At 61.5% G+C, this 17,817-nt stretch carries 18 protein-coding genes; 6 read left to right on the top strand and 12 right to left on the bottom strand.

The features are described from left to right. Positions 1-383: 383 nt before the first annotated feature. Complete coding sequence (locus tag AACU78_RS11605; RefSeq protein ID WP_106580651.1) at positions 384-1,709, bottom strand: LLM class flavin-dependent oxidoreductase; 1,326 nt, start codon at positions 1,707-1,709, stop codon at positions 384-386. Beyond that, positions 1,706-2,644 carry an aliphatic sulfonate ABC transporter substrate-binding protein gene (locus AACU78_RS11600; protein ID WP_106580650.1) on the bottom strand — a complete coding sequence of 313 codons (939 nt, stop codon included), beginning with the start codon at positions 2,642-2,644 and terminating at the stop codon, positions 1,706-1,708. The genes AACU78_RS11605 and AACU78_RS11600 overlap by 4 nt, the downstream gene beginning before the upstream one ends. A gap of 245 nt (positions 2,645-2,889) precedes the next feature. On the opposite strand from AACU78_RS11600, the gene AACU78_RS11595 reads away from it, so the two are divergent. The 3 genes from AACU78_RS11595 to tal all read left to right on the top strand — a co-directional run bounded on the left by AACU78_RS11595 (position 2,890) and on the right by tal (position 5,234). After that, on the top strand, positions 2,890-3,834 hold the full coding sequence (locus AACU78_RS11595) for an aliphatic sulfonate ABC transporter substrate-binding protein (RefSeq protein WP_106580649.1): 945 nt from the start codon (positions 2,890-2,892) through the stop codon (positions 3,832-3,834). Between the two features lie 74 nt (positions 3,835-3,908). Beyond that, positions 3,909-4,208 (top strand): YciI family protein, encoded by a 300-nt coding sequence (locus tag AACU78_RS11590; protein WP_106580648.1) that lies wholly within the window; start codon positions 3,909-3,911, stop codon positions 4,206-4,208. Positions 4,209-4,310: 102 nt separating this feature from the next. Then, positions 4,311-5,234 carry a transaldolase gene (gene tal / locus AACU78_RS11585; RefSeq protein WP_106580647.1) on the top strand — a complete coding sequence of 308 codons (924 nt, stop codon included), beginning with the start codon at positions 4,311-4,313 and terminating at the stop codon, positions 5,232-5,234. Positions 5,235-5,313: 79 nt separating this feature from the next. Here tal and AACU78_RS11580 read toward each other — a convergent pair whose 3' ends face one another. The 6 genes from AACU78_RS11580 to AACU78_RS11555 form a co-directional block, all read right to left on the bottom strand. Next, a complete protein-coding gene (locus AACU78_RS11580) occupies positions 5,314-5,673 on the bottom strand; it encodes a lysozyme inhibitor LprI family protein (protein ID WP_106580646.1) in 360 nt (119 codons plus the stop codon). Positions 5,674-5,762: 89 nt separating this feature from the next. Then, positions 5,763-6,449 (bottom strand): aquaporin Z, encoded by a 687-nt coding sequence (aqpZ, locus tag AACU78_RS11575; RefSeq protein WP_106580645.1) that lies wholly within the window; start codon positions 6,447-6,449, stop codon positions 5,763-5,765. 377 nt (positions 6,450-6,826) lie between these two features. After that, positions 6,827-7,387, bottom strand: a complete 561-nt coding sequence (locus tag AACU78_RS11570; protein WP_106580644.1) for a hypothetical protein — start codon at positions 7,385-7,387, stop codon at positions 6,827-6,829. A 44-nt stretch (positions 7,388-7,431) separates the two neighbouring features. Continuing rightward, the gene (locus tag AACU78_RS11565) at positions 7,432-8,619 is read right to left on the bottom strand and encodes a sugar transporter (RefSeq protein ID WP_106580643.1); all 1,188 of its coding nucleotides are present in this window, start codon (positions 8,617-8,619) and stop codon (positions 7,432-7,434) included. A gap of 111 nt (positions 8,620-8,730) precedes the next feature. Further along, a complete protein-coding gene (locus AACU78_RS11560; RefSeq protein WP_106580642.1) occupies positions 8,731-9,093 on the bottom strand; it encodes a hypothetical protein in 363 nt (120 codons plus the stop codon). 86 nt (positions 9,094-9,179) lie between these two features. Then, positions 9,180-10,178, bottom strand: a complete 999-nt coding sequence (locus tag AACU78_RS11555) for a bile acid:sodium symporter family protein (RefSeq protein WP_106580641.1) — start codon at positions 10,176-10,178, stop codon at positions 9,180-9,182. 85 nt (positions 10,179-10,263) lie between these two features. Between AACU78_RS11555 and AACU78_RS11550 the strand changes: the two genes are divergently transcribed. Beyond that, positions 10,264-11,052 carry an AraC family transcriptional regulator gene (locus AACU78_RS11550; protein ID WP_106580640.1) on the top strand — a complete coding sequence of 263 codons (789 nt, stop codon included), beginning with the start codon at positions 10,264-10,266 and terminating at the stop codon, positions 11,050-11,052. A 1,339-nt stretch (positions 11,053-12,391) separates the two neighbouring features. On the opposite strand, the gene AACU78_RS11545 is transcribed toward AACU78_RS11550, so the two are convergent. After that, positions 12,392-13,405: an ABC transporter substrate-binding protein gene (locus AACU78_RS11545; protein ID WP_106580638.1), complete on the bottom strand. Its 1,014-nt coding sequence runs from the start codon at positions 13,403-13,405 to the stop codon at positions 12,392-12,394. A gap of 148 nt (positions 13,406-13,553) precedes the next feature. On the opposite strand from AACU78_RS11545, the gene AACU78_RS11540 reads away from it, so the two are divergent. Further along, complete coding sequence (locus tag AACU78_RS11540; RefSeq protein WP_106580637.1) at positions 13,554-14,450, top strand: LysR family transcriptional regulator; 897 nt, start codon at positions 13,554-13,556, stop codon at positions 14,448-14,450. Here AACU78_RS11540 and AACU78_RS11535 read toward each other — a convergent pair whose 3' ends face one another. Then, positions 14,451-14,843: a RidA family protein gene (locus AACU78_RS11535; protein ID WP_106580636.1), complete on the bottom strand. Its 393-nt coding sequence runs from the start codon at positions 14,841-14,843 to the stop codon at positions 14,451-14,453. A gap of 167 nt (positions 14,844-15,010) precedes the next feature. On the opposite strand from AACU78_RS11535, the gene AACU78_RS11530 reads away from it, so the two are divergent. Then, positions 15,011-15,442 (top strand): hypothetical protein, encoded by a 432-nt coding sequence (locus AACU78_RS11530; RefSeq protein WP_106580635.1) that lies wholly within the window; start codon positions 15,011-15,013, stop codon positions 15,440-15,442. Positions 15,443-15,491: 49 nt separating this feature from the next. Here the strand turns inward: AACU78_RS11530 and AACU78_RS11525 are convergent, their stop codons facing one another. Then, positions 15,492-16,736: a zinc-dependent alcohol dehydrogenase gene (locus AACU78_RS11525; RefSeq protein WP_106580634.1), complete on the bottom strand. Its 1,245-nt coding sequence runs from the start codon at positions 16,734-16,736 to the stop codon at positions 15,492-15,494. A gap of 125 nt (positions 16,737-16,861) precedes the next feature. Beyond that, positions 16,862-17,806 (bottom strand): methyltransferase, encoded by a 945-nt coding sequence (locus AACU78_RS11520; RefSeq protein ID WP_106580633.1) that lies wholly within the window; start codon positions 17,804-17,806, stop codon positions 16,862-16,864. Positions 17,807-17,817: the final 11 nt, after the last annotated feature.

Raw genomic sequence — 17,817 nt, 5'->3', positions numbered from 1 at the left:
TGTGGGAGCGGGCTTGCTCGCGAAGGCGGTGGGTCAGTGCCACATGAGCTGACTGACCCACCGCCTTCGCGAGCAAGCCCGCTCCCACATTTGGATCTTTGTGCATCAGATAGAAGTGTGTTGCTGTGCTTTTTTGCTTCTACCTCTCAGGTCGGCTACCAGGCCGCCGTGTTCTGCTTTTGATCTTGCTTTTGACTTCGATCTGACAGCCCGCCCAACCCCAGCAACCCCAATATCTCCCGCCGCAACCCCAACAGATACGCATCATCCCGATGCCGAGGATACGGCCGATCAATCGTCAATTGCGCCTGAACCTTGGCCGGCCGGTCACTGAACACACTCCCGCTCGCCACGACAGCGCCGCTCGCCACATCAAGGCGGTGTCAGGTCGCCAGATCAGCCAGCCCCAGGTGCTCGCGCAGCGTCGAGCCTGCATAGGCGGTACGAAACAACCCCTTGCGCTGCAAGTGCGGAATCACGCTCTCGACAAACTCAGTGAACGAACCCGGCAGATAGCCCGGTGAGATCACAAACCCGTCGCAGCCACCTTGCTCGAACAGCTCCGCCAACTGGTCGGCGATCTGCGCGCCAGTGCCCACCAGTTGCGGCACGCGTACGCTGCTGGCGAAAATGCGGCCGAGTTGTTCCAGGGTGATTTCAGGCCCTTGCATCAACAGCTTTTCCGCTGCAGCGGCAGGGATCAGTGGCGACCGGGCAACCTCGGCCAGGGTGGCCGTCAGCGGGAACGGCGACAGGTCCACATTGAGCTGCGAAGCAAGTGTCACCAGCCCCAGCTCAGGGCGTGCCAGGGCGTTGTGCCGATCGCGCTTGGCACGGGCTTCGGCCTCGCTGCCGCCAATAAACGGCATCACCGCGGTCAACACCTTGCAGCTGTCGGCGTCGCGCCCTTGCTGCACCACTTGGGCACGCACGTCATCGCGAAAGGCGCGCATCGCGTTCAAATGCGGGTGAATGGTGAAAATCGCCTCGGCCCAGCGCGCGCCAAACCGCCGTCCGCGCCCGGACGAACCGGCCTGAATCAATACCGGACGGCCCTGGGGCGTGCGCGGGATATTCAGCGGGCCTTCGACCTTGAACCACTCGCCCTGATGCTGCACCGACGTGATCAAGGCCGGGTCGGCGAGCACGCCATGTTCGCGGTCCAGCTTGAGGGCGTCCTTGCCCCAACTGTTCCAGAGCTTCAATGCGACTTCGACAAACTCATCGGCGCGGTCGTAGCGCAGGTCGTGTTCCAGGTGCTTGTCCTTGCCGAACAGGCGCCCTTCGCTGTCATTCATCGACGTGACGATATTCCACGCCGCGCGGCCCTTGGACAGGTGGTCGAGGGTGGCAAATTCGCGCGCGATGTGTGCCGGTTCGTAATAGGTGGTCGAGCGCGTCGCGCCCAGGCCCAGCTTGCGGGTCTGGCCTATCAGGTAGGAGAGAATCGGCAACGGGTCCAGGCGCGTGGCGTCCTGGGCGCCGTAGCGCAAGGCAAACTCGCGCGAGCCGCCCATCTGGTCGCCCACGGCCAGGCGGTCGGCGAAGAACAGGAAGTCGAACAGGCCCTCCTCCACCACCTTGGCGATGCGCGAGTAGTAGTCGGGGTCGAGGTAATTGCCGAGCGTTTCGGGGTGGCGCCACACGGCGTGGCTGTGCACCACCGGCCCACTCAGGAGGAAGGCTGACAAATGGATCTGGCGGCTCATGGTTTGGGGGTCCACACGGTGATATCGGAGACGTTCAGCGGCTTGGGAATCAGCTTGGCGGCGTAGTAGGTGTCGGCGATGCGTTGCTGTTCGGCAAGGTTTTGCAGCTTGACCGGGATGATGTCGTAGCTGCGCCGGCTATTGGCGCGCTCCACCGTGGCCGGTGGGATGTTGCCCCACAGCGGCCCAAGAATGTCAGCGGCTTGCCTGGGATGGGCTTTGACCCATTGGCCGGTATCGCGCAGGGTATCGAAGGTGATTTGCAGCACATCCGGGTGCGCGTTGGCAAATTGTGTGGTCGCCAGGTAGAAGCGGTTGTAGTTGGCCAGGCCGTCGTTGCCATCGGCGATCACACGCACGTGATGCTCAAGCTGCTGAGTGGCAAAGAACGGGTCCCAGATCACCCAGGCATCCACGCTGCCATTTGAAAATGCAGCGCCACCGTCGGGCGCCTCAAGGTAACGCGGGGTGATATCGGCCAGCGTCAGGCCGGCTTTGTGCAGCGCCGAGATCAGCAGAAAGTTGCTGCCAGAGCCCTTGGACACGGCCACGGTCTTGCCCTTGAGGTCGGCGATGCTGTGGATCGGGGATGCGTCCTGGACGATGATTGCCTGGGCGCCGGGCGATGAGTTTTCCTGGGCGTAATACGTCAGCGGCGCATCGGCAGCCTGGGTGAACAGCGCAAAGGCGTCAGCCACGTCTGCGTGCAAATCGACGCTGCCGGCGTTCAAGGAACTGAGCAGGCCGGTGCTGAATTCATGCCAGTTGACGGTGAAACCCAAGGGCTTGAGGCGCTGTTCGAGCTGGCCATTTTGCTTGAGCAGGATCCACAGCGTCGACGAGCGCTGGTAGCTGATGTCCAGGGTCTGCTCGGCGTGGGCCGCCGCTGCAGCAAACAGCAGGCTGGCGGCGAGGATCAGTTGTTTCAACGTCATGGAAGGCCTTGGCATAGGTGAGTTGAAGGAAGCTGCTTATGCCAAAAGACCCCATAAAGCCTGGCAGACAAGCGAAATCGATTATATTAAGAACGGCTAATTATGAAAGAACCCTATAATTCTATGGTTATGCCCAATTCGTCGGAACGCGTTAAAAGCGCCCTAAGCTCAGACCGAAAGAGTATTTATCGAATGCTTTTTAGAACTTTAAGCTTGGTCTTATTTCGCTGAAGATTGAGCGCGCCATGTCTATTCGTCGTCCCCTCGCCGTTGTCCTCGGGCTGCTGGCCTTTTGCGCTGCGGTGAGCGCCGAGGCTCAGGAAACCGTGCGCATCGGTTACCAGAAATCCTCGACCCTGATCACCCTGCTGAAAACCCAGGGCACGCTTGAAAAAGCCCTCAAGGCCGACCACATCGACGTGAGCTGGCATGAATTCCCCAGCGGCCTGCCGCTGCTCGAAGCATTGAACGTGGGCAACGTGGACATCAGCGCCGACGTGGCCGACACCGTGCCGATCTTCGCTCAGGCCGCCCAGGCCGAACTCACCTACTTCGCCCAGGAAGCGCCCTCGCCTTCAGCCCAGGCCATCGTGGTGCGCAAGGACTCGCCGATCCAGCAGCTGGCAGATTTGAAAGGCAAGAAAATCGCGGTGACCAAGGCCGCCGGCACTCACTATTTGCTCATCGCCGCACTGGCCAAAGCCGGCTTGGCGTTCTCGGATATCGAGCCGGCCTATCTGTCGCCGGCCGATGGTCGCGCGGCTTTCGAGAACAACAAGGTTGACGCCTGGGTCACCTGGGAACCGTTCCTCACCAGCGTGCAGCGTCAACTGCCGACCCGCACCCTGGCCGACGGCGCAGGCCTTGCCAGTTACAAGCGCTATTACCTGACCGGCACGCCTTACGCCAAGGCGCATCCCGAGGTCTTGAAACGTGTGTATGAGCAGTTGGAAAAAGCCGGTCAATGGGTAAAAACCCACCCACAGGACGCGGCGAAAGTACTCGGCCCACTGTGGGGCAACCTGGATGTGGCCACGGTGGAAGCCGCCAACGCGCACCGCAGTTACGAGGTGCAACCGGTCACGGTCGAACAGTTGGGTGAGCAGCAGAGGATCGCCGATGCCTTCTTCAAGGCCGGCTTGTTGCCCAAGGCGGTGGATGCCCAGGATGTGCAGACCTGGCAGCCGTGAAAAGTTTCATTTGGCAACCCCCACGGGTTGCCGCATAAAGGGCTTCTCCTCTTTTGCTGATCAGGTCATCGCGCATGATTTTCGCCATCCATGCACTCTACCTACCTAACGTGACCGAGCAGCGCGCCGCGCTGCTGCCCAGCCATCGCGCCTACCTGGGAACAGTTGCCGAACGCATTGCGTTTGCCGGGCCGTTGCTCGGCGCCCAAGGCGAACCCGTGGGTTCGCTGATGGTGGTGGACTTTGACGATGAAGCCCATGTAAGGGCGTGGCTGGCGGCCGAGCCGTTTACGCATGGAGGGTTGTTCAAACAACTGGATGTGCAGGTTTTCCAGAACCGCTGGCCACAGAAAGTCGGCTTCCCAGAGGCGTAAAGGCATGGCGCGCGGGTAAACAAGCCGCCCGGGAAGTGGTACAACGGGTGTCCCGTGCCGCCCAGCGCTGCGCCACATCCCACTTCCTGGAGACCGCCGCTCATGACGTCCAAGCTCGAACAACTCAAGCAATTCACCACCGTGGTCTGCGACACCGGCGACCTGGAAGCCATCAGCCGCCTGCGTCCGGTCGACGCCACCACCAACCCGTCGTTACTGCTTAAAGCCGCCGCCATCCCGGAATACGCCGAGCTGCTGCGCACTGCCGTGAACCTGTCCAAGGGCGACGTCGGCCTGGCCTGCGATCACTTCGCCGTGTCGGTCGGTGCGGGCATTCTCAAGGTCATTCCCGGGCGCATCTCGACTGAAGTCGACGCGCGGTTGTCCTTTGACGAAGACGCACTGTGGGCCAAGGCCAACCAGTTGATCGCCCTGTACGACCAGGCCGGCATCGGCCGCGAGCGCGTGCTGATCAAGCTGGCGTCCACCTGGGAAGGCATCCGCACTGCCGAACGCCTGGAAAAAGCCGGCATCCAGACCAACCTCACACTGCTGTTCTCCTTCGCCCAGGCCGTGGCGTGCGCTGATGCCGGGGTGTTTTTGATCTCGCCATTCGTAGGCCGCATCTACGACTGGTACCGCAAAAGTACGGGCCTGGATTACACCGGCGCCGAAGACCCGGGCGTGCAATCGGTCACCCGTATCTACAACTACTACAAGGCCAACGCCATCCCGACCGTGGTCATGGGCGCAAGCTTTCGCACGCTCAGCCAGATCGAGCAACTGGCAGGTTGTGACCGCCTGACCATCAGCCCCGACTTGCTGCACAAACTCGATGAAGACAACGGTACGCTGGAGCGCAAATTGGTGCCGGGCGCTGAAGGTGAAGTGCGTCAGCAATTGACCGAAGCGCAGTTCCGCTGGGCGTCGAATGAAGATGCGATGGCAACGGAAAAACTCGCCGAGGGTATTCGGCAGTTCGCGCGCGATCAGGAGAAGTTGGAGGCGGTGCTGGCGGCGTTGTAACAGGACGCCCGATTGCCGTGGCGAGAGAGCCTGCGCCCTCGCCACGGCAATCATTCAAAGGCTGTGTGTTCGACGTGATTCAGAACGGCCCCTTCGTCATCACCCGCTCATCAATAAACCCGCGCAACATGCCAATCCGTTGGGTGTAGGCATCACTCAGGCAGCTCAGCCGCGCGCCACACGCGCGCCGCTGCTTGAGCCAGTCCGCCTGCCCGTCCATCAATGAGCCGCGCCCGCCCATGGCCATGAAGTGCTTGTTCAGGTCGTAGAGCAACGCCATCGTGACGTCCTGGTCATTCAGGCTGCGGTTGGCGCAGATGGCAATTTCGTCAGCGGCCTTGGCCTTGGCGCAATCAAAGCTGGCGGCCTGGCTTGAAAGGCTGAGCATCAGGGTGCAAATACCGGTGAAGAATGCGGGTTTGAGCAATGAACGTGACATCGGCGATGGGCTCCGAAGAAAATGGGCAAACGGCGGCGTTATAGATAGGCCCGCCGCCGACCAAAAAGTTCTTCGACACCGAGCACCCTTCAGTCGCGTTCACCCAGCGCGCGAGCGGTCAGTGCACCGAGTATTGCGCCGACGATCGGCGCCAGCCAGAACAGCCAGAGCTGCGACAGGTATTCGCCGCCTGCAAACAGCGCCGGGCCGGTGCTGCGGGCCGGGTTGACCGAGGTGTTGGTGACGGGGATCAGGACCAGGTGAATCAAGGTCAGCGCCAGGCCGATGGCGATGGGCGCAAAGCCCGCCGCCGCACCCGCCGCCGTCACGCGCATGATGATCAGAACGAAGAAAAACGTGGCGATCACTTCGGCCAGCAAGGCGGCAAGCATATCGAACTTGCCTGGGCTGAGCGCACCGTAACCGTTGGCGGCAAACCCGCCGACCGCAAAATCCGGCTGCCCGCTGGCAATTTCGTACAAGGCCGCAGCGGCAAGCATCGCGCCGAACACCTGCACCGCAATGTAGGGCAGCACATCAACGCTGCGAACACGGCGCCCCGCCCATAAACCGATGGTCACCGCCGGGTTGAAGTGCCCGCCAGAGATACCGCCCACCGCGTAGGCCATGGTCAGCACGGTGAGACCAAACGCCAGCGAAACGCCAACAAAACCAATGCCCAGTTCCGGAAAGGCCGCCGCCAGAATGGCGCTGCCACAGCCGCCGAACGTCAGCCAGAAGGTACCTAGAAACTCTGCGGTCAAACGTTTTTGCACAATCGACTCCCTTGCATTCCAAGTGCTACGCCCTGTTGTTCAAGGTCGTGGCAATCGCCGTCACCACGGGATGTGGCAGGCCCGGGGCGACGGTAGCAATGGGCGTCAAAACGCCCTGTAAGGATTGTCTGGTTTTATCGAATGTGCAGCGTTTTGCCCGTCGGCTGCTCAGCAAAAAAATGCTTCCAGGGCCGCGCCCTGACAGGTTATCGAGGGTCTTTCTCTGGCAGCCAGCCTTCCATGATGTTCTCCACCTGCAGGGTGTTATTCCACGCCACGCGTATGGGCAACTTGCGGTGGTCTTCTGTGGTCTCACCCACCCTTCATTTCTTTCTGCGTCCCAGAGCCACCGGGTCGCTACCCGCCGTGTCGACGGATCAATGCACGTTTTTATACTGATCCACGGCATCCATATAGGCCGCTTTCAATCCCAGACTCACCGTGCCGAGCACCTCGGAATTAAGCGTGGCAGCGTTCTGGCCTACCAGGCTCTGCCCCGATTGCTTGAGCTTGAGACGCGCGCGGCCCGCGTAACGAGCGCCGCCGATGTCCACTGAGAGCCTGACTTCGCACGCGTAATAGTCTGGTGAGTTAAAGGTTTTAACAAAGACTCGATCGATTTCAACGTCGGTTTTCAGCGCCGACCCCGGGACCGCGCCTATCGACTGCCGGGTGAATTCGGTCCAGTCATCGACCGGCACGTTGGCGAAGCCTTCATAGAGCCCGACGTTGTAATTGGCCGCATGCCACACAACCTTGCTCGACTCCGAGCAACGTGTGCACCGCTCCCCGCCGGAAACGTGCACAACGTCAGCCTGGATCACACGCGCTTTTATCGCGGCGAGTTCCGCCTCGGTGGAGTACGGAGCAAAATGCAGTTGGTTGGTGACGCAACCACTGAGTAAAAACAGAAAACCTAAAACGACGAGGTGTCTCACGGGTTCAATCCTTTGATTGTTTCAAGTCATCAGTGACCAACACATCAACTGCTACGCGCCACGCCCTGCCCATACCGGTGAATCGCCAGGCAGTAGCCGATCAGCGCCACTGCCGCGAGCAACCCGCCCGCCGCGCCGATCCAGGCGAAGCCGAAGTGGCTGCCAACCCAACTGCCCATCAGGGCGCCGCCGCCGATGCCAATGTTGTAGATGCCGGAGAACATCGCCATGGCCACGTCGGTGGCGTCGGGTGCCAGCACCAGCACTTTGGATTGCATGGCCAGGCCAAAGCCCATGATCGCCATGCCCCAGAACACACTCAGGCCGACGAGGTAGGACTCGGCGCCGCTCAAGGGCAGCATCAGCGCCAGGCATGCCGCGAGCAGGAACACTGCACTGACCACGAACAGGTGCGGGTTGAAACGGTGCACCAGGCTGAACAGCAGCGAGCCGATGATGCCCGCGCCGCCGAACACCAGCAGGAACAGCGTGACCACGTTGCCGCTCAGGCCGGCAACGCCTTCGACGAAGGGTTCGATGTAGCTGTAGGCGGTGAATTGCGCCGTCACCACCATGGCGGTGAGCACGTACAGCGCCACCAATGCCGGGCGCTTGAACAGCATCGGCAGGCTGCGCAACGAGCCGGAGTTCTGGCTCGGCAGCAGCGGCAAGGTGCGCGCCAGCCAGAACACCAGGGCCGCGGCAAAGGCGGCGATCACCAGAAACGTGGTGCGCCAGCCCATGGCTTCGCCGAGCAGGCGGCCCAGTGGAATGCCCAGGACCATCGCCAGTGACGTGCCGGTGGCCAACAGGCCGAGGGCTTGCACCTGCTTGCCCTGCGGCGCCAGGCGCACGGCCAGGGAGGCGGTGATCGACCAGAACAACGCGTGGGACAAGGCGATGCCGATGCGGCTGACCATCAGCAAGCCGAAGCTGGTGGCAACGCTGGAGAGAATATGGCTGGCGATAAACAAGCCGAACAACACGATCAGCAACTTGCGCCGTTCGACGTTACGTGTGAGCAGCATCACCGGCAGCGACGTCAGCGAGACGATCCAGGCATAGATAGTGAGCATCAGGCCGACGCTGGCGATGGGCATGTCGAAGCTGGCGCCGATGGCGCTGAGCAGTCCGACGGGGACGAATTCGGTGGTATTGAACACAAACGCGGCCAAAGCAAGGGCGATGACCGGTTGCCAGTTGGCTTGGGGGGTTGCGGCTGAAATGCTCATTGGCGGGCGAGGTACTCTGACGGTGATCCAACGGCCACGCAGAACAGCGCCGCCGCCGAGCATTCTATAGGTTTCTCGTCGCGCTGTTGACGCGCATCGTCGCTCTGAGGTTCAGGGCGAGGTCATGGTGATCACATAGTTGCCCGACACAATCGGCGTGCCGGCGCTGTCCACCAGCAGGTAGCGCTGGTCGTAATAACGCCCGGCGCCACTGTCGGCAACCAGCTTCACCCGGGCCGCATCGACGCTGGCCACCGGCGTCAGACTGCGCACTTCGAAGCGGCTGCCGCGGTTGGAAGGGGCGCAGCCGGTCAACTCCATCACCGCACCGCTGCGCGCATTTGTCGCACACCCTGGCTCGACGATTGCGCCGGTGAACTGGATAGTGCCCTGCCCTACAGTCTGCGCCGCACCACAGGTACTGGCCCATAGGCAAAACAGCCCTGCAAACACCGAAATACCTTTAACGCTCATGCCGACACTCCTTATTGGGCTCTCACCAAAGGAGTCGTCTGGCCGGGCGTTAACTTGAGGTGATTCGGCCAAGGGTGTGATCTAGATCACGGATCCACCTGCCCCATCATCTCGGGGATGCTTTCCGGCCGCTTGGCGTAGCGTTGCGCCAGCGCCGCGCACACCATCAACTGGATCTGGTGAAACAGCATCAGCGGCAGGATCAACACGCCCATGGTCGCGCCGGCGAACAGCACTTGCGCCATCGGCACGCCAGTGGCGAGGCTTTTTTTCGAGCCGCAGAACAAGATGGTGATGCGGTCTTCCTGGTTGAAGCCAAAGGCCTTGCCCAGCACGGTGGACGCCACCAGTACCAGGGCCAGCAACACACAGCACGCCACCACCAGGCCGCCCAACTCCCACACTGGGATCTGGTGCCAGATGCCTTCGTTGACCGCTTCGCTGAACGCGCCGTAAACCACCAGCAGGATCGAGCCCTGATCGACGAACTTCAGCCAGGATTTATTCCGGCCAACCCAATCGCCGATCCAGCGACGAGCGATTTGCCCGGCGATAAACGGCAACAGCAATTGCACGCTGATTTTCAGGATCGCGTCGACGGTGGACCCCGCGTCGCCGTGAACGTTGAGCAGCAGCGTCACCAGCAGCGGCGTGAGGAAAATGCCGAACAGGCTGGAGGCCGCCGCACTGCAGATCGCCGCCGGGATGTTGCCGCGCGCAAGCGACGTAAAGGCAATCGCCGATTGCACCGTGGCCGGCAAGGCGCACAGGTAGAGCATGCCCATGTACAGGTCTTTGCCGATCAGCGGCGACAGCACCGGCTTGAGCGCCAGGCCCAGCAAGGGGAACAGCACAAAGGTCAGGCTGAACACCAGCAGGTGCAGGCGCCAGTGCCCGGCACCGGCGACGATGGCCTGGCGCGACAGCTTGGCGCCGTGCAGGAAAAACAGCAGCGCGATCGCCAGGTTGGTCACCCAGCCAAAGGCCACGGCGGTCTGGCCGCTGGCGGGCAGCAGGGAAGCGAGAATCACCGTGGCAATCAGGGTCAGGGTGAAGTTGTCAGGCAGAAAACGCGGGCGGGTCATAAGCAAATCTTCCAGGGGTTGCCAAGAGCATCGCTGCGACTCTAACGTAACGGCTTGTTACCGACTAACGCCAATGAGCCAGTAAATGCCGCCTAAAGGACATGACAAGTCCGTCCGCCGCAGTGTGCCCGGGCTTTCCAGCCTGCCGAGGCCCGTGTATGGGCGCACGGAGTCGCTGCCCAATCGCGCGCTGACCCGCCGGCACAGCCACCCGTGGGTGCAGTTGTCCTACGCGATTTGCGGGGTGTTGGAGATCCAGACCAGCGTCGGCCGCTTCGTCGCCCCGCCCCAGCGCGCGGTGTGGATCCCGGCGGGCGTGCCGCACCGGGTGTTCAGTTCGCCGCACACGGAAATGCGCAGCCTGTACATCGATTGCAGCGTCACCGCCTGGGCGGCCGAGCGTTGTCAGGTGTTGGCGGTGAGCAGTTTGTTGCGCGAGTTGATCCGCAGTTTCAGTGAGTTGCCGGTGGAATATGCCGAGGACGGGCCGGATGGGCGCCTGGCCCAAGTGGTGCTCGACCAGTTGGCCGCTGCGCCGCAGGTGGATTTGATGCTGCCCTTGCCCCTGGACCCGCGGTTGCGTCAGGTTTATCGCAGTTTGAATCTGCATCCGGAGCAGCAGACGACCTTGGGGGACTGGGCGCGCAGGCTGGGGGTGAGTGAGAAGACGTTGAGTCGGTTGTTTTTGAGTGATACCGGGCTGACGTTTCGGGCTTGGCGTCAGCGGTTGCGGTTGTTGAGTGCGTTGCCTGCCCTGGAGCAGGGGGAGCGGGTTACGGATGTGGCGCTGGGGTGTGGGTATGAGTCGACATCGGCGTTTATTGCGGCGTTTCGGCAGCAGTTTGATGCGACACCGGGGGAGTTTTTTCGGTGATGTTTTTTTGGGGGGTTATTGAGGACATATCCGTTGTTTGGGTGATGGCTGATTTGGGTTCCGCCCTTACGGCGGGTCACTTTGGAAAAGCCCCAAAGTAACCAAAGGGCTCTTGCCCCACCACTCGGCACCTCGCTTGGGCTCGGTGTGCCCGAACGAAGGCTTGAATCCGTGGGCCGCCGTGACGGGCCATCCATGGCCCAACACGGCTAACCCGGCGTCCTGCCGGGTTACCCACGGATTCAAGCCTGCGTTCGGCCAGCGTGGTTTAACGGGGCGCCTAAGATCAAAGTCAAAAGCAGATCAAGATCAAAAGCAGAGCACGGCGGCCTAGTAGCCGACCTGAGTGGTTAGATCAAAAGCGAAGGCGAGGCGGCCTGACAGCCGACCTGATTCTGAGAGCTGAACCCAATCAAAGGTGGGAGCTGGCTTGCCTGCGATGGCATCAACTGGGTGTTACTGATACACCGAGTTGTCTGCATCGCAGGCAAGCCAGCTCCCACAAAAAAGCAAAGCACTGCGGTACTGGCGGCTGAACTCGGTCAACTTGTGGGAGCGGGCTTGCTCGCGAAGGCGGTGTGTCAGTGACACATGAGCTGACTGACCCACCGCATTCGCGAGCAAGCCCGCTCCCACATTTGGATCTCTGGGCATCAGATAGATGGGTGTCGTTTGCACTCGGTCAAAGGTGGGAGCTGGCTTGCCTGCGATGGCATCAACGGGTTGTGCCTGATACACCGAGGTGTCTGCATCGCAGGCAAGCCAGCTCCCATAGAAAAGCCAAGCAGTGCGGTGCTGGAGGCTGAACTCGGTCAACTTGTGGGAGCGAGCTTGCTCGCGAAGGCGGTGGGTCAGTGACACATGAGCTGACTGAACCACCGCCTTCGCGAGCAAGCCCACTCCCACATTTGGATCTCTGTGCATCAGATAGAAGTGTGTTGCTGTGCTTTTGATCCGCTTTTGCTTCAACCACTCAGGTCGGCTACCAGGCCGCCATGCTCTGCTTTTGATCTTGCTTTTGACTTTGATCTGACAGGCCCCGTCAACCACGCTGGCCGAACGCAGGCTTGAATCCGTGGGTAACCCGGCAGGACGCCGGGTTAGCCGTGTTGGGCCATGGATGGCCCGTCACGGCGGCCCACGGATTCAAGCCGGAGTGAGGGCACACCGAGCCCAGGCGAGGTGCCGAGTGGTGGGGCAAAGACCTTTTGGTTACTTTTGGCTGGGCCGGCATTCCGGGCGTTTGCCAAAAGTGACCCGCTGTAAGAGCGGAACCCTAAGCGGCCGTTACCGCAGCAACGGATATGCCCCCGACCAAACGCCGGCCATCAGCCCCCCCTCAACTCCCATTCCCACCATGAGCCTCTTCAAAAAAGTAATCCTTCCAACTCGCCGCCTTGTTCTTCAATACCCCCAGTTCCTGCAATTTCTCGGCATAGATATAGGTCCGCTGCGGCACGATGGTGAAATCGATCTCCGGGTCCTGGACAATTTTCTCCACCAGGTCCAACGGCAGCTTGGACTGCTCCACACGGATATACGCCTTGGCCGCGGCCGGTTTATCGGCCTTGATAATCGTCTCAGCCTCAGCCAGCGCGTCGTAAAACGCCTTGTAGGTCTTGGGGTTCTGGTCGTGAAATTTCTCAGTGGTGTAAAGCACGTTGAAAGTAGCCTGCCCCCCAAGGATGTCGTAGGAACTGAGCACCTTGTGCACGTTAGGGTTGAGCAACTCCTGGTACTGGAACGGCGGGCTGGAGAAGTGCGAATTAATCTCCGAACCACCGGCAATCAACGCCGCCGTGGCATCAGGGTGAGCCAGGCTGATGGAGATATCGTCGAATTTCTTATAATTCGCATCACCAAACTGCTTGGCGGTTTCGATCTGCAAAGTGCGCGACTGGAACCCCACACCGGCAGCGGGCACGGCGATGCGGTCTTTCTCGGTGAAGTCCTTGAGGGTCTTCACATTAGGGTTGTTGGTCAGCAGGTAATTGGGCATCGAACCAAGGGAAGCGATGGCCTTGACGTTCTGCTTGCCCTTGGTGCGGTCCCACAAGGTGAGCATCGGCGGCACACCGGCCGATACCACGTCCAGCGCACCCGCCAGCAGCGATTCATTCATCGCCGTGGCGCCGGAGATGCTGTTCCATTCCACCTGGATATCCAGCCCCTGCGCCTTGCCGTGTTTCTCGATCAAGTGCTGGTCGCGCACCACGTCGAGGATCAGGTAGCCGATGCCGAACTGCTGGGCGATGCTGATTTTGCCTTCGGCCTGGGCACCGGGGCTGAGCAAGCTGCCAGCAGCGGCCAGCGACGCAGCCAATAGGGTCAAGGGGGAACGCTTGAAAGTCATGGGGGATCTGCCGCGTTTTCGGGAAGGTGATGAAGCCTAGCGGCGTTTTTTAAGACACGAAAAGAATATATAGCTCTATTCTTATGCAATAAATCAGCAGCGCTGAACTGCTATATTGCGCGCCTGCCCTTCCATCGCGAGTCGCTCGATGCTGCGCACCAACCTCAATGAAATGTTGATCTTCATGGCCGTGGTCGACGGTGCCAGCTTTGTCGCGGGCGGCCAGGCCATGGGGCTTACGCGCTCGGCGGCCGGCAAGGCGGTCATGCGTCTGGAAGACAGCCTTGGCGTGCGCCTGCTCAACCGCACCACGCGCAACCTGAGCCTGACCGATGAAGGCCGAGCATTGTACGATCAAGGTGTGCAGATTCTGGCCGCCGTCGACACCGCGCAAACGGCCATCGGCCAGCCCAGCGGCACACCGCGCGGGGTACTGCGGCTCACCCTGCCGGATGCCTTCGGGCGCCGCGTGATCCTGCCGCTGCTCGACACCTATTTGAAAACCTGGCCGCACGTGCAGGTAGAAGTGAGCTTCACCGACCGCATGGCCGACATCGTCGAGGACGGCTTCGATCTGGCGATTCGTATCGGCGGCGAGCACGCCGACCGCCAACTGGTGTCCCGCGTGGTGGCGCGCTATCGAGCCTTGCTGTGCGCCGCCCCGGCCTACCTGGCCGAACACGGCACACCCCGCGACCCGGACGCCCTCGCCCACCATGACTGCCTGTATTTCAGCAGCCGGACGCGCAAACAAAGCTGGCGCTTTCGTGACGAACAGGGTCAATGGTTCAAGGCCCCCGGCCATAGCCGCCTGCGCCTGGACAGCGGCGAGGCGTTGCGTGACGCCGCCGTGGCTGGCATGGGGATCGCCCTGCTACCGGACTTCCTGGTCGCCGACGACCTGGCCAGCGGGCGGCTGGCAGCGGTACTGCCCGGCCTGGACGCAGGCGATGTGGAGATCATGGCCATGTACCCAAGCAAGCGTTACCTGGAACCGCGAGTCCGGCGTTTCATCGACTTGCTGGCCGAGCAGCTGCCGGGCTGATCAATCCGCGTGGGCGACGGCCTTGATCTCGACAATTTGCGCGTCCGAGGCCAGGTAATTCACACCCACCAGCGTGGCAGCTGGGCGATGAGCGCCGATGTAGGCCTTCCACACCGCCACCACTGCCTCGAAATCGCGCTTGGCGTGCACCAGGTAAATATCCACGGCGGCGATGTTCGAGCGTCCGACACCAAAGCCTGCCAGCACATGGTCGAGGTTTTCGAGGGTTTTACGTGTTTGCGCTGCGGCGTCGCCGTCGACGAATTCACCTTCAAGCGTGTGGGAAAACTGCCCGGCGATGAAAATCGTACCGTTGACGCTGTAGCCTTGACTGACGCTGTTGCCCTCTTCCCAGGCCACGCCGTGGTTATAGATAGAAGTGTGAGTGCGCATATGAGTGTCCCGTGGAGGTTGATTGGGGAAACTCTAACAAGGCTATTGGCGAATGGACGTCGACACTGAAGCGAGTACCTTTCGCGCAAAAAATCCCCATGGGCGCCGCTCGGCTGGTATTGTGCCGCGCTTTGAAATGCACCTGCCGACCTGCGAGGAAATGGACGTTGAACACTGACGATAAAATGACCGGGGACCTGTTCGAGGTGGATAAGCGCCTGTCACTCAAGCCCGTGGTGGACTTCAACGCCTACCTGCGCAGCGCGTTCGGCGACGGCCCATGCACCTGCGTACGCTGCGCCGCCAGCAACGGTGACGAAACCGGCTACGCGTACCAGCACAGCTTCAACTTCGACGGCAAACCCAGCCACCGCCGCTTTGCCTCGACTGCGGGCAGTGATGTGCTGACGATGCTGAAAAAAGCCTGGTTGTCGTACACCAAGGCCGAGCTTCCGCTCAGTGGCGAGCTGGCGCTGGACACGGTCAAGGAGTTCGTCGAGCCGCAATTGCACAAGCGCGTGGCGCCGTTGTTTGTGGCCAGTGGGCTGGTCAAGGACGTGGACGGCGTGCTGCAGATCCAACCGCAGGCGTCAGCCTGACGTGAATGCGGGAGGGGCTTGCCCCCTCCCGGTTTGCGCTGCGTTTGGTTTAGAAGCCTGGAACGCCCTGCAGGCGTAGATCGGGCGTCACTTCTTCCAGCGGTTCGACAATCGGCCGCTCATCCATGCCCGGCAGCAGGATCACCTTGCGGCACTCCTCCTCGGCCTTGTCAAACAGCTCATAGCCGCGCGCAGCTTGCTCCAGCGACAACCGATGCGTGACGATCGCCTCGGGGTTCAGATGCCCCAGCTCGATGTGCTCAAGCAATTGCGGCAGGAAGCGATGCACATGGGTCTGGCCCATCTTGAACGTCAGCCCCTTGTCGAACGCGTCGCCAAACATGAACCCGTGAATAAACCCGGCATACACCCCGGCCACGCTGACCACCCCGCCACGGCGCACGGCGGCGATGCACTGGCGCAAGGCCTTGCCGCTGCTGCCTTCGATCTTGAGCGTGGTGAGGATGGTCTCGGTGGTGCTGCCCTTGGCTTCGAACCCGACGGCGTCCACCACGCCATCGACCCCGCGCATGCCGGCGGTCTGGCGAATGATGGTGTCGGCGGGGTCGTCATCTTCTTCGAAGTTGATCGGGATCACCCCGTACATTTTTTGCGCATAGGCCAAGCGATAGGGATGGTCATCGACCATGAAGATCTGCTCGGCGCCAAGCATCTGCGCGCACGCCGCGCTGAGCAGGCCTACCGGGCCGGCGCCGTAGATCGCAACGCTGGAGCCCTTGCCGATGCCGGCGTTGGTCACCGCCTGCCAGGCCGTCGGCAGGATGTCCGAGAGGAACAGGACCTTTTCATCCGCCAGCAGCCCAGGCACCTTGAAGGGCCCGGTGTTGGCTTTCGGCACCCGCACCAGCTCGGCCTGGCCGCCGGGAATGCCACCATACAGACGGCTGTAGCCGAACAACGCGGCACCCGGCGGGATTGCCTTTTTATTCAGGATCGCGCCACGCCCGTCATTGGTGGTTTCGCAGGCGGCAAATTGTTGCAGTTGGCAGAAGAAGCAGTCGCCACAGGCAATCACGAACGGAATCACCACGCGGTCGCCGCGCTGCACGGCTGTCACCGCCGGCCCGGTTTCCTCGACGATGCCCATGAACTCATGGCCAAAGATGTCGCCGTGCTCGACGGTCGGGATCTTGCCGCGGTACAGGTGCAAGTCCGAGCCGCAAATGGCGGTGGCGGTGACGCGCAAAATAATGTCGTCGGGTTGCTCAATGATCGGATCGGGCACCGTATCGACCTGCACTTTGTGCGCGCCCTGGAAAGTCATCGCTCGCATGCTCTGCACTCCTGTTCTTGAGAGGGTGTTGAGAGGGTTATTGATTAAGGTGCGCGGTGGCTGCAAGTGTTCCGTCGAAGTATGGCCACAGCCGATCAGTGGTCGCCGCCGACGCGCGCCAAGCTTCAGCGCAGCCGGGTGACGGTGAGCGCCACCACGGCGATTCGCTCGACGCCCTCATAGCCGGGTTTTTCAAGCTCTTCGCCAAAGACGTCAGGGTCGATTTCGCGGTAGGTCCAGCCATAGTCAGCGCTGGCCACCAGCGGTTTGATCGCCTCCAGAAAGGGATCGGCACCGGCCACCATCGCCACGCCCGTGTAGAGCACCAGGCTGCCGCCAAGGGCCAGGCGCTCGCGGGACTCGCTGACGATACGCACCGACAACTGCGCGCCCAAGGCACCGCCACCGTGGCGGTAGGCGCGCTGATGCGGGTCATTCATATAGGGCGGATTGGCAACGATCAGGTCGAATTCACCGTCGACGCTGGCCAGTATGTCGCTGTGGTAGGCGCTGACATTCGCCAGGCCCGCCAGCTCGGCATTCACTGCCGTCATGCGCAGGGCGCGGGGGTTGATGTCCAACGCCAGCACGTCAGCGTCAGGCCGGGCGCGGGCGATGACCAATGCACCGACACCCGCGCCGCAACCGATGTCGACCGCCCGCCGCACAGGGTCGAAACGCTGTTGCAGATAGGCTTGGATCACGTGGGCAAACCGGTAGCTGTCGGGTCCGAAAAACACAGCGTCGGCCTGTGTGGTCGGGTACGGCGAGTGGGCGAACAGCAATTCGTCCAGGCTCGACCAGCGCACGGTGCTGCGCCACAGGGCGTCGTGTTTTTCGATCACCTGCGCTTGCTGCAATTCCTCGCGAAAGGCCTCTGGCAACAACGCGTTATCAAATGGCAGCGACCAGCCGAACACATCGCGCATGGTCATCGCCAGCGGCGTTGCCAGGCGCTGGCAGACCCGTTCATGGGTCAGGGGCGTCGGCGTGATAAACCGGTAGCCGTTCTCTTTCAATCCGCGGCCCAGGTTCAACAAAGTGCGATCGACGAGCTGCTGTGCAGACATGAACGACCCTC

This window comes from Pseudomonas sp. R9.37, from assembly GCF_963878885.1.
Lineage (GTDB): Bacteria > Pseudomonadota > Gammaproteobacteria > Pseudomonadales > Pseudomonadaceae > Aquipseudomonas.
This window is presented reverse-complemented; position numbering and strand designations above follow the sequence as displayed.